General features: G+C 66.7%; 13 protein-coding genes. 5 read left to right on the top strand and 8 right to left on the bottom strand.

Annotation, left to right across the window (positions count from 1 at the left end; genetic code table 11):
• On the top strand, positions 1 to 280 hold a 280-nt coding region (locus FJ386_13790), incomplete at its 5' end, for an aminotransferase class V-fold PLP-dependent enzyme (protein MBM3877764.1).
• Between the two features lie 28 nt (positions 281 to 308).
• On the opposite strand, the gene FJ386_13785 is transcribed toward FJ386_13790, so the two are convergent.
• Positions 309 to 1,697: a sulfatase gene (locus tag FJ386_13785; GenBank protein MBM3877763.1), complete on the bottom strand. Its 1,389-nt coding sequence runs from the start codon at positions 1,695 to 1,697 to the stop codon at positions 309 to 311.
• Between the two features lie 162 nt (positions 1,698 to 1,859).
• Here FJ386_13785 and grpE point away from each other — a divergent pair, with 162 nt between their 5' ends.
• Positions 1,860 to 2,663 carry a nucleotide exchange factor GrpE gene (grpE, locus tag FJ386_13780; protein MBM3877762.1) on the top strand — a complete coding sequence of 268 codons (804 nt, stop codon included), beginning with the start codon at positions 1,860 to 1,862 and terminating at the stop codon, positions 2,661 to 2,663.
• Between the two features lie 296 nt (positions 2,664 to 2,959).
• Entirely contained in the window at positions 2,960 to 3,238 is a 279-nt protein-coding gene (locus FJ386_13775; protein MBM3877761.1) for a hypothetical protein, read from the top strand.
• 16 nt (positions 3,239 to 3,254) lie between these two features.
• On the opposite strand, the gene FJ386_13770 is transcribed toward FJ386_13775, so the two are convergent.
• The 7 genes from FJ386_13770 to FJ386_13740 all read right to left on the bottom strand — a co-directional run bounded on the left by FJ386_13770 (position 3,255) and on the right by FJ386_13740 (position 9,110).
• Positions 3,255 to 3,485, bottom strand: coding sequence for a hypothetical protein (locus FJ386_13770; protein ID MBM3877760.1), 231 nt, complete (start codon positions 3,483 to 3,485; stop codon positions 3,255 to 3,257).
• Complete coding sequence (locus FJ386_13765; protein ID MBM3877759.1) at positions 3,482 to 4,282, bottom strand: hypothetical protein; 801 nt, start codon at positions 4,280 to 4,282, stop codon at positions 3,482 to 3,484. Before FJ386_13765 ends, FJ386_13770 begins: the two co-directional genes overlap by 4 nt.
• A 77-nt stretch (positions 4,283 to 4,359) precedes the next feature.
• Positions 4,360 to 5,505, bottom strand: a complete 1,146-nt coding sequence (locus FJ386_13760; GenBank protein ID MBM3877758.1) for a DegT/DnrJ/EryC1/StrS family aminotransferase — start codon at positions 5,503 to 5,505, stop codon at positions 4,360 to 4,362.
• Positions 5,502 to 6,509: an NAD-dependent epimerase/dehydratase family protein gene (locus FJ386_13755; protein MBM3877757.1), complete on the bottom strand. Its 1,008-nt coding sequence runs from the start codon at positions 6,507 to 6,509 to the stop codon at positions 5,502 to 5,504. Before FJ386_13755 ends, FJ386_13760 begins: the two co-directional genes overlap by 4 nt.
• The gene (locus FJ386_13750; GenBank protein MBM3877756.1) at positions 6,506 to 6,994 is read right to left on the bottom strand and encodes an N-acetyltransferase; all 489 of its coding nucleotides are present in this window, start codon (positions 6,992 to 6,994) and stop codon (positions 6,506 to 6,508) included. Before FJ386_13750 ends, FJ386_13755 begins: the two co-directional genes overlap by 4 nt.
• On the bottom strand, positions 6,991 to 8,022 hold the full coding sequence (locus FJ386_13745) for a Gfo/Idh/MocA family oxidoreductase (protein MBM3877755.1): 1,032 nt from the start codon (positions 8,020 to 8,022) through the stop codon (positions 6,991 to 6,993). The genes FJ386_13750 and FJ386_13745 overlap by 4 nt, the downstream gene beginning before the upstream one ends.
• Positions 8,023 to 8,102: 80 nt before the next feature.
• A complete protein-coding gene (locus tag FJ386_13740; GenBank protein MBM3877754.1) occupies positions 8,103 to 9,110 on the bottom strand; it encodes a glycosyltransferase family 9 protein in 1,008 nt (335 codons plus the stop codon).
• A 114-nt stretch (positions 9,111 to 9,224) separates the two neighbouring features.
• On the opposite strand from FJ386_13740, the gene FJ386_13735 reads away from it, so the two are divergent.
• Both FJ386_13735 and FJ386_13730 read left to right on the top strand, forming a co-directional pair.
• On the top strand, positions 9,225 to 9,941 hold the full coding sequence (locus FJ386_13735) for a class I SAM-dependent methyltransferase (GenBank protein ID MBM3877753.1): 717 nt from the start codon (positions 9,225 to 9,227) through the stop codon (positions 9,939 to 9,941).
• 2 nt (positions 9,942 to 9,943) lie between these two features.
• The coding region (locus FJ386_13730) for a glycosyltransferase family 4 protein (GenBank protein ID MBM3877752.1) at positions 9,944 to 10,897 on the top strand (954 nt) is incomplete at its 3' end.

The following is a 10,897-nucleotide window of genomic DNA, read 5'->3' as shown; positions in this document are numbered from 1 at the left end:
CTTGAGCGAGTTAAAGGGCGTCCGACTCTTCGGGCCAAAGGGCGAACGCGGCGGCCTCGTGAGCTTTTTGCTCGACGACGTGCACGCGCACGATGTGGTGACCATCGCGGACCGCTACGGCGTCGCGCTGCGCGGCGGGCACCATTGCACGCAGCCGTTGATGAAGAAGCTGGGCGTGCCCTCGACGGCGCGCGCGAGCTTCTACTGCTACAACACCCGCGCCGAAGTGGACCGCTTCATCGAGGTGGTGAAGGAAATCCAGAAGTTCTTCGGGGCTTGAAAGCCGGACACACGCACCGGCGGGCGGCTTACTCCTGCTTCGCCTTTGCCTTCTTCTTCGCCCCGCCACCGGCGCCGGGGAACCACGTGGGCTTGATGTTGCCCTTGTTCCACTCGGTCCATGCAGCGGCGAGTTGTTTGAACTTCTCCGGTTCCTTCTCGGCGAGGTTGGTGGTTTCGCCAATGTCTTTCGCGAGGTTGTAGAGGTGCGCGCCGGCGAGATCCTCCACCACATCGCGGCGCAGTTGGGCGCGTTCCTGGCCGGTGCCGGCGCCGTTGGCGCGGACGATTTTCCAGTCGCCCATGCGGATGGCCATTTGCTGGCCGAAGCGCCAGTAAAGCGCGTCGTGCGGCGTTCCGGTCTTGGAGCCCTTGAGGAACGGGACGAGGTCCACACCGTCAAGTTTCCACTCGGGCTTGATCTCGATGCCCGCGGCGACCGCGGCCGTGGTGTGGAAGTCGAGTTGGATCACGGGCTGATCGTAGACCTTCCCCGCGGGCAGCGTGCCTTTCCACTGCATCATGAAGGGCACGCGGATGCCGCCCTCCCACGTCTGCGCCTTGGCGCCCCGCAACGGGCCGTTGTCGGAAGAGTTCACCGCCTCGGGTCCGCCGTTGTCGGCGACGAACAGGACGAGCGTGTGTTCCTCGACGCCCTGCTGGCGCAACTTGTCGAGCACCGCGCCGACCGCGTCGTCGAGCGCGGTGAGCATCGTGGCGTAGGTCTTGCGGCCGCCGGTGTGGTTCGGGAAGCGGTCGAGGTAGCGCGGCGCCGCGTCCATCGGGCCATGCACGGCGTTGAAGGCGAGGTAAAGGAACCACGGCTCCTTCTCGTGCCGGTCAATGAACGCGGTCGCCTCGCGGCGGAAGGCGTCGGTGAGATACTGGTTTTCCTCGACGGGCTCGCGGCCACGCATGATGGGATTCGCGCCCGCGGCCTTGCCGTTGACGTAGGAATGCGCGCCGCCGAGGAAGCCGAAGAACTCCTCGAACCCGCGGCTTAACGGGTGGAATTCCTTGTCGTTGCCGAGATGCCACTTGCCGACCATGCCGGTCTTGTAGCCCGCGGCCTTCAAGCGATGAGGCAGGGTGGTTTCCGTTTGCGAGAGTCCCGGCTGCGCGCCGGTCGCGCCGCCGGGATTGAACTCGTGGCCGAAGCGCGTCTGATAGCGGCCGGTCATGAGCCCCGCACGGGTCGGGCTGCAATACGGCCCGCTCACGTAGCCGCTCGTGAAGCGCACGCCGTGCTTCGCGAGCGAATCCATGTGGGGCGTCGGGATGTCCTTGCATCCGTAAGCGCCGACATCGCCGTAGCCGTGGTCATCGGAGATGATGAGCAGGATGTTTGGCTTGCGGTCGGCAGCGAGAGCGAGCGTGGTGGTGACAAACAGGGCGAGCAGCGAAAGGGTGCGTTTCATCGTGCGGACGGGTTGCGCAGGGGGAAGACGGACAGCGGTGGGGCAAAGTTACGCAGGCACCGATGCGCGCGCCCCGGAGAGGATCGCGAGACGCACGCAACGGATTCCGGCGCGACCGCCATTGGCCTTGAACTTTCATCGTCCGCCCCTACGCTCGCGCGGATGAGCGACCATCCCGATTCACGACTTTCGCGGTGGCCGAGCCTGCTGTGCTTCCTGCTGGGCGCGGCGATGTTCGACGGGCTCGGCGTGTGGGTGATGATGCAAAGCCAGCATCCGCTGAGCATCTGGCACGCGTGCGCGGTGATCGTATGCGTCGCGGGCGGCGCGTGGATGAGCGTGCAACCGTTCGTGTGGGATGCGAAGGCCGCGGCGCGGCGCGAGGAGCAGCACACCCTGCGCACGACCCTCGAACAAATCCATAACCTCGAGAAAGTCGCGGCGCAAATCTCCTCGGCGACGAACACGTGGAGCTTCGCGCAGGAGCAGGCCGGCAAAACCGTTGAGGCCGCGAACACCATCGCGCAACGGATGAGCGAGGAGGCGAAGGGCTTCGCGGACTTCATGCAGAAGACGAACGACGCGGAAAAGGCCACGCTGCGGCTCGAGGTGGAGAAGCTGCGGCGCTCCGAGGCCGATTGGGTGCAGGTGCTCGTGCGGCAACTGGACCACACCTTCGCGCTCCACCAGGCCGGCGAGCGGTCGGGCCAGCCGGCGCTGGCGCAAAACCTGGCGAACTTCCAGCACGCGTGCCGCGACGCGGCGCGCATGGTCGGCCTCGTTCCATTCGCGGCGGAACCCGGCGAGCCGTTCGACCCCGAGCGCCACCAGTTTGCGGGCGAGGGCGAAGCGCCGGCAGAATCCGTGATCGCCAGCACGGTCGCGACCGGCTACACGCTCCGCGGATCCCTCATTCGGCGGGCCTTGGTTGCCGTGGCGTCTGAAACGAAGCCAACGACAGCCTAGCCTGGGGAAACACAGGTGCCGTATGGACCTGCCCAGGCCGGTTGAACTGTTTGAGTGGTCGGCAAACGCCAGAGATCATGTCGTTCCGAGGGCTTCGCTCCGGGGGATCGAAAGACTACCATGAAGGGTGACGGGCCTCCCCCGTGGCTCAGGCCCATTGGTCTGGGAATGACGCAAACCCGAACCGCCCCGCGACACGGCATTGACGCGCCGTGAAGAAGCACGACCCGAAGCCCGCGACCGCTCGTGCTCCGCGACGTGGAGGGCGACGAGGTGCAGTTGCTTGACGTGGAAAAGTGCCGGGCCTGAAGCACTGCGACCTGCCCGTGGAAGTCCAAGACTTCCTCGCCTCGGGCGCGTCCGAGTTGCTCACGGGGCGGTTCATCGAGACGCACACCATCGAGAAGATTCCCGAGCGTATGGAAGACCCGTCGGACTCCCCCGAGATCGCGGGTCTGTCGGTCTTCGAGCAGCGCGTGGTGTTGAGCGAAGACCGCATCTCCAGCCACAAGGTCGCGGACACACAGTGGTTCTTCATGCGCGCGCGAAGCCAGCCGCACCCGGGCCGTTGGTGAGCCGCGCGGCGGTCACCTAGAATTCCACCGGTTCGTTCGGCGTCGCACAGTGCGGGCAGCGCGAACGGTCCACATCCGGGTCGTCGGTGTAAACGTAGCTGCACCGCGTGCACCGGAAGATGTGGTCCTCCGTCGGCTCGGGCTCAAAGCTCTTCCTCCGCCGTTCGTAAAAAATCCCGACCGCGCACAACCCGCCGAGCGCGAGCACCACGTAGCCGAAGACCAGCGCGTTGAGGGACAGCGTCACGGTTTGACCTCCCCGGATTTCGCCGGAGGCGGGACCGTGTGCCAGCGAAACACGACGACACCCGGCGTCATCTCCGGGCGCGCCGCGGACTTTGGCAGCGGCTGAAACCGCATCGACCGCGTCAGCCCCAGCGCGTGCTGGTCGGCCGCGCGCTGGACCGGGTCGTTTGCGGTCGCCGTCGCGAGAAGTTGCGGCGAAAAGACGTGCCCCTCGGCGTTCACGAACACCCGCACGCGGGTTTCGGCGAGCAAATCCGGGTGATCGAACGACCGCGGCTGCACGGCGTGCTGCACGGCCCGGTTCCGCAACGGCCCCTCGACGCGCCACGCGGATTGGGTGATCGCCGGCGACGATGGCAACGGTGTCACGGACGGCACGACGCCGGGCTTGTCCGCGACGGCCACCAAGGGAGGGCGGTTGGTGCGGATGAATTCTTGGAAAGCCCCGCCGACATGGCCGGTGGAGCGGTCCATGAACCGCACCGGCTCGGTCCAGTCCTGGAGCTTGTAGTCCTGCCGCGGCACGTTCACCCACGCGGCGCCTGAGAATCCCTGCGGCGAAACGCGCGCGAACAACGTCGGGTCGCCCGCGGCGAGTGAGTCGAGCAGGCGGCGGTTCGCCTCCTCCCCAAGCACGAGTCGCACGGTCGGCGCGGGGACGTGCACCGCCGCAGGGCCGGCGAGCGGTGCGGACAGCTTCCACACCAAGCCCGCCTGTGCGGCAAACACGAGCGAAATCACGCCCACCCAGCGCCGGCACGACCAGCGTTCAGGCCCGGGGATGGAGTCGGCATCCATGACTTGGTTCATCTTCGACAGCACCCTATCGAAATCTGCTCGAACTGAAAACGCCGCCGCAGACCGCCCGTCAGGGATCAACCCGCAAGCGCTTCGCGAAGCGCTGCGATCACCCGGCCCTGTTCGTCTGCCGTCATCTGCGAAAACAGCGGCAGGCACAGGCATTGGTCGCTCGCCCGCTCGCTCTCGGGAAACGCCTGCTCGCCAAACTCGCCCACGTAGCACGGCTCGCGATGGATGCTCATGATGCCGCGGCGCGTCGAGATGCCCGCGTCGAGCAACCGCTGCATCACCGCGTCCCGCCCGGCCGCGGTGGCGTCCTTCAAGCGCACCAGATAAGTCTGGTGATTCCATTTCGATCCGGCCGGCTCGTGGAAAACCTCCAGCCGAGGGATCGCGGCCAGTTCGCGGTCGTAGCGGGCCGCGAGTTCCCGCCGGCGGGCGACGAGTTCCGGCAACCGGCGCAACTGCGCGACGCCGAGCGCGGCTTGCACATCCGTCATCCGGTAATTGTAGCCGAGTTCCACATACGCCTCGGTCACGATCGACTTCGACTCGTGCCGCGCGAGGTCGTTCACCGACATGCCGTGCTGCCGCAGCAGCCGGAGGCGGCGCGCGAACTCGTCGTCGGCGGTTGTGATCATCCCGCCGTCGCCGGTGCTGAGCACCTTGCGGGGATGAAAGCTGAAGCAGACCAGCGGCGACCAGTCGTTGACTCCGATGCGGCGCCCGCGATGCTCGCTGCCGATCGCGCACGCGGCGTCCTCGACCAGCGGCAGTTTGTGCCGCTTCGCAATGGACGCGAGTGCGTCGAGGTCCGCGGGCCGGCCGACTTGATGCACGACGAGTATCGCACGGGTCTTCGGGGTGATCGCAGCGGCGACGCGCGCCGGGTCCATGTTCAGCGTGAGCGGGTCGATGTCCACGAAAACGGGCCACGCCCCGCAATGTCGCACGGCATTCGCGCTCGCGATGAAGCTGTGCGGGGTGATGATCACCTCGTCGCCCGCGCCCACGCCCAGGACCCGCAGGCTCAAGTGCAGCGCCGTGGTGCAGGAGGAAACCGCGACCGCGTGCCGCGCCGTGGCAAAGGCCGCAAACTCCCGCTCGAACTCCGCCACGCGCGGCCCTTGCGTGATCCATCCGCTGCGGAGCGTCTCCGTGACGAGCGCAATCTCCGCGTCGCCGATGTCCGGCCGTGCAAGCGGGACTCTCGAGGTCATCCCCGTTCCCAGTTGCGCGCGGAGACCTGGTCGAGACAGCGCGGGTTTTCGGCAAACAGCCTGCGAAAATGGCCAAGGGTTTCGGCGAGACCTTCCGCCAGCGACACGCGCGGCTTGAAATCCATCGCGCCGCGGAGCTTGGCGGTGTCCACCCACAAACGCGGCACGTCGGCGGGACGCGGCGCCTCGAAGACGGGCTGCAAGTCGTTACGACCCGTGGCTTCGAGAACCGCCTGCGCGAGCGCGTCGATCCGCACTTCCCCGCCGGAGCCGAGGTTCACGACTTCGCCGCCCCATGCGTCGCACGCGGCGATCCCGGCAAGCGCCTCGACGCAGTCGCGGACGAAGAGGAAGTCGCGGGTGTGCGAGCCGTCGCCGAAGATGACCGGGGGCTGCCCGGCAAGCGCGCGAAGGATGAAGCGTGGGATGACTTCGCCCGCGTCGCCTTCGAAATGCGATCGCGGCCCGTAGTTGTTGAACGGCCGCACACAAACCACCGGCACGCCGAAGCACTCGTGATACGCCCGCGCATAGTGCTCGCCTGCGAGTTTGCTCGCGCCGTAAACCGTCAGCGGCCACGTCGCGGTCGTCTCGCGAATCGGGAAATCCGCGGCGCGGCCGTAGACCTCGGAGGAGGAGACGTAAACGAAGCGCGCGATGCCGACCGCCGCCGCGGCCTCGAGCATGTGCAGCGTGCCCAGCGCGTTGACCTGGTGGTTTTCGAGCGGGTTGTGGAGCGAGTGCCGCACGCCGAGGCATGCGAGATGGAAGATGAAATCCATCCCGCGGCACGCGCGCAGGCAGGAGGTCGAGTCCGTGACGTCACCGTGAAACACGCGCAGCGCGGGCGAGTCGGCGACGGCGGCGAGGTTCTCGCGCCGGCCGTTGCGGAAGTTGTCGAGCACGGCGACCTCGCAGCCGCGGGCGAGCAGCAGTTCGACAAGGTGCGAGCCGATGAAGCCCGCCCCGCCCGTGACGAGGACCTTGTGGCCCGCGAGGTTCATGAGGAGACGACGCTGATCTTGCGCTTCATCGGCCGCGCCGGGTTGCCCGCGACGATCGCACCCGCGGGGATGTCCTTCGTGACCACGCTTCCCGCGCCCACGATGGCGCCCTCGCCGATGGTCACGCCGCAAAGCACCGTCGCGCCCGTCCCGATGGACGCGCCCTTCCTGACGAGCGTCGGCTCGACGGTCCAGTCGGCCCCGGTTTGAAGCGAGCCGTCCGGATTGGTCGCGCGCGGATAGCGGTCGTTGATGAAGGAGACGTTGTGCCCGATGAAAACGCGGTCTTCGATCGTCACGCCCTCGCAGATGAACGTGTGACTCGAAATCTTGCAGTCGACGCCGATGACGACGCCCTTCTGAATCTCGACAAACGCGCCAACCCGGGTGCGGTCGCCGATGGTGCAGCCGTAGAGGTTCACGAAGTCGCGGAGGACGACGTCCGCGCCGAGTTTCACGTCGGGGGCGATCTTTTGAAGGCTCATAAGTCCACGAGCGCCCCGTGCCGCGCGAGGCTTTCCTGTGCGGCGACAAGGATTTTTACGACGCGTTTGCCTGCCTCGCCGTCCGTCTCGGGGCGCCGTCCCGTGGCGATGCAGTCGAGGAAATGATCGGTCTCCCGCTTGAGTGCCTCCGTGGTGTCGAGGTGCGGCACGTGAACGTCCCCGATGCGGTAGCCTGCGAGCATCTGCCGCGTGTCGGCGGCCGCGCCTTCCTTCAAGAGCAGGCCCTTGTCGTAAATCTTGATTTTTTCATCCGGGCTCAGGTCGTCATACACGAGCATCTTGCGGCTGCCGCCGACGAGGATGCGGCGGATCTTCGCGGGCGCAAGCCAGTTCACGTGGAAGTGCGCGAGCGTCTCGTCCGCGAAGCGAAGCGTGAGGTAGGCGATGTTCTCGATGCGGCTGCCCGCAACATGGCACGCGCCGTGCGCCGCGACTTGCACGGGCTTCTTGTCGAGCACGTAATCCATGATGCTCAAGTCGTGCGGCGCAAGGTCCCAGATGACGTTTACATCCTGCTGGAAGAGGCCAAGGTTCACCCGCACCGAGTCGAAGTAATGGATGTCGCCGAGTTCGCCGGACTCGACCAGCGCGCGCATCTTCCGCACGGCCGCCGTGTAGACGAACGTGTGATCGCACATCAGCGTGACTCCGCGGCGCCCCGCCAGCGCGAGCAACTCGTCGCAATGCGCCACGGTTGTCGCCATCGGCTTCTCCAGCAGCACGTGCTTGCCCGCTTCGAGGCACTTTTTCGCGAGCGGGAAATGCGTGCTTACCGGCGTCGCGATCGCGACCGCCTGCAACTCCGGATCGGCGAGCGCCTCGTCGAGGCTCGTCGTCGCGCGCGCCTGCGGATGCCGCCCGGTGAAGAGCGCGAGGCGCTTCGGATCGAGGTCCACGAGCCACCGCAGCGTGCTGCGCGGATGGTCGGCGAAGTTGCGGATGAGGTTCGGGCCCCAGTAACCGCAGCCGACGACGGCGACGTTGAAGCTCTTTGGGGGCGTGGACATCCGGTTCGTGCGTTGCGTTGTTGGCGACTGTTAAAGCCCAGCGCGCCGGGTGAAACAACTCCAAACTCGGCGGGCTCAACTCACGGGGAGCCGCCCAGCAATTCGTCGCACGCCCGCGCAACGGCAGGTTCGTCGACGTGCTTCGCAAACTTTCGCTCGGGCCCGGCCCCGGCATCATCGGGTGATTCCACGAGCCGGTGCCTCACCTGCCACGGCGACCATTGCTCGACGCTGGATGGCCCCCAAATCGCGACTGTCGGGCACTGGCACGCGGCGGCAAGATGCATCGCGGCGGTGTCCACGCCGACGAACAGCCTCGCATCGAAGAGCAGTCCCGCCAGTTGCGCCCACGTAAGCTGCCCGCCGGTGACGAACACCCGCGACTCGAACGGCGCGGCGATTTTCGCCGCCTGGTTGATTTCCTCCGGGTCCGGCCCGGCGCTGATCACGAGCTGGTCCACGCGCGTGAGCAGGTGCCGGCAGAGCCCGAGCCACTTCTCCGCGGGCCAGCGCTTGCGGATCCACCGCGTGCCCGGATGCAGCACGGCGTAGCTCACGAGTCTCGCGCGCAGTTCGCACGAGGCGGCGCGCGCGCGATCGAACTGCAGCGGGGGAATCCCGCCGGCGAGCGGCAGCACATCATGGACAGTGTGAAAGTCCTTCTCCACCTGATGGCGGCCGTGAGTCCAGTCGAAGGTCGAGAGGTGCGTGAACTTCGTCCGCCACCACCAGTTCAAGGGCCGCCACGCGACGTTCGCGCAACGATTCGTCGCGCCGCTCAGCCAGCACAACGCGCGGCCGCGGTCGCCATCGCCCAATTCGAAGGCCCAGTCGAAACCCACCCGCCGCAAATCGCGTGCGAGACCCAGTTCGCCAAGCCAGTTCCACTCGCCCCGCCGGGAGGTTTCCGGAGGCATCGAGGTGTGGACCCGGTCAATGGCTGCGCAGCCCGCGAGGATGCCCTCGGTGCCGCGCCGGACGACGACGTGGATTTCCGCCGATGGATGGGCCGTGCGCACCGCCGCCAGCGTGGGCGTGAGCAGGAGCGCGTCGCCAATGTGCTTGAGTTTGACGAACAGAAGACGCATCGCGCAGCCCGATGATGGGCGGCCATCCTCCGGCGGGAAAGCGCGGAGTTCAAGGGCACGACCTTTTCGTTTGGATTGGCCGGCGCTTTCCGATAATCACGACGCGCCGCGCGCATGAGCACCGCCCACATCTACCGCACCGTCCTCGAACTTGCCGCGCGCCGTCACGAGACGTCACCACTCAAGCAGCACCTCGACGTCGGCGCGGGGCGCGGCGAACTCATCCGCCAGTTCCGCGGGCGTTTCGGCTGCGAGTCGCGCGCGTGCGACTACACCACGGAACTCATGCAGGTGCCGGGCGTCACCGTGGACGTCGTGAACCTCAACCAGGAGCGGCTTCCGTATCCCGACGCCTCGTTCGACATCGTCACCGCCACGGAGGTGGTCGAGCACATCGAGCATTACCGGGAGACGCTGCGCGAGTTTCATCGCGTGTTGCGGCCGGGCGAGTTGTGCATCGTCACCACGCCGAATGCCTGGTATCCGCAATCGCGGCTACAGTTTCTGATGCGGGGTTTCTTTCCGTCCTTCCCGCCGCTCGCCGGCAAGGTCGCGCGCGGCACGCACATGCACATCACGCCGTGGTCGTTCCCGCAGCTCCACGTTTACTTCAAGCTCGCGGGTTTCGACGCCCCGCAGGTTGTTCGCGAGCCGCTCTCGCACGCGAAGCACTTTCACGAACGCCTGCTTGCGATTCCCGCGCGGATGTATTGCCGCAGCCGCGAGCGACGGTCCGCGAGCGGCGAGGAGCGCGGCTTTTGGAAAGCCGCGGCGTCCGACGAATCGCTGCTGGGCCGCCACCTCATCGTGTTCGCCCGAAAGTCGGAGTGACCATGCCTCCCGCACCCCGACGCCCGTGGCGCATCGTCCACTCCGAATGTTCGCTCGGCTGGGGCGGACAGGAGCATCGCGTGCTCGCGGAACTCGAGGGCTTCAAGCGCCGCGGTTGCGCCGTGTGGCTGCTTGCGCCGCGCGAGGCCGGAGTGTTCAAGCGCGCCAGGGCCGCGGGGATTGCGACGCATCCGCTGGGCGTTTCGCGGCCGCTGTTTCCCTTCACCGCGCTCGCGCTCGCGGGCTGGCTGCGCCGCAATCGCATCGAGATCGTCAACACCCACAGCTCGCGCGACGGCTGGCTCGTTGGCGTGGCGGCCCGGCTCGCGCGCGTGCCGCTGATCATCCGGACGCGGCACTTCGAAGTCCCCATCGCTGACTTGCGGTTGAGCCGATTGGTTTATGAGAGGCTCGCCGACCACCTCATTACCACCAGCACCCGAATCACCAGCCAATTCCAGAATGCGTTCGGCTTCAGTTCTGAACGAGTCAGCACGATCTCAACGGGGATTGACGTGGATCGTTTCTCGCCACGCGCAGCAAAAGCAGAGCTTCCAACCCGACACGGCCAGGAGGAGTGGCCACTGGTCGGCATGGTGGCCGTCTTGAGGCACGCGAAGGGGCACGTGATCCTCGTTCGTGCGGCTCGCATGTTACGGGATTGGGGTATTCCCGTCCGGCTCGTGCTTGTCGGCGAAGGGCCCTCCAAGCAACCCATCGAAGCCGAACTGGTAAAACTGGACATGGTGAACTGCGCGACCTTCACGGGTCATCGAGACGACATTCCCAATGTGCTGCGGGCGCTGAATGTGTTGGTGATTCCCTCCTTGCACGAAGGCGTGCCGCAAGCAGGCTTGCAGGCGCTCGCGTGCGGCACGCCCGTGGTCGGCAGCGACACCGGCGGCATTCCCGAGATCATCCGTCACGGCGAGACGGGCCGGATCTTCAAGTCAGGC

The sequence above is a fragment of the Verrucomicrobiota bacterium genome (genome assembly GCA_016871675.1).
In the GTDB taxonomy this organism is placed as follows: domain Bacteria; phylum Verrucomicrobiota; class Verrucomicrobiia; order Limisphaerales; family VHCN01; genus VHCN01.
Note: the sequence above shows the minus strand (reverse complement) of the source record. Positions and strands in the feature narration are given on the sequence as shown.

Coding starts and splice junctions, on each gene's coding strand:
- FJ386_13785 (MBM3877763.1), bottom strand. CDS start 1,697: ATGAAACGCACCCTTTCGCTGCTCGCCCTGTTTGTCACCACCACGCTC.
- grpE (MBM3877762.1), top strand. CDS start 1,860: ATGAGCGACCATCCCGATTCACGACTTTCGCGGTGGCCGAGCCTGCTG.
- FJ386_13765 (MBM3877759.1), bottom strand. CDS start 4,282: ATGGATGCCGACTCCATCCCCGGGCCTGAACGCTGGTCGTGCCGGCGC.
- FJ386_13760 (MBM3877758.1), bottom strand. CDS start 5,505: ATGACCTCGAGAGTCCCGCTTGCACGGCCGGACATCGGCGACGCGGAG.
- FJ386_13755 (MBM3877757.1), bottom strand. CDS start 6,509: ATGAACCTCGCGGGCCACAAGGTCCTCGTCACGGGCGGGGCGGGCTTC.
- FJ386_13750 (MBM3877756.1), bottom strand. CDS start 6,994: ATGAGCCTTCAAAAGATCGCCCCCGACGTGAAACTCGGCGCGGACGTC.
- FJ386_13745 (MBM3877755.1), bottom strand. CDS start 8,022: ATGTCCACGCCCCCAAAGAGCTTCAACGTCGCCGTCGTCGGCTGCGGT.
- FJ386_13740 (MBM3877754.1), bottom strand. CDS start 9,110: ATGCGTCTTCTGTTCGTCAAACTCAAGCACATTGGCGACGCGCTCCTG.
- FJ386_13735 (MBM3877753.1), top strand. CDS start 9,225: ATGAGCACCGCCCACATCTACCGCACCGTCCTCGAACTTGCCGCGCGC.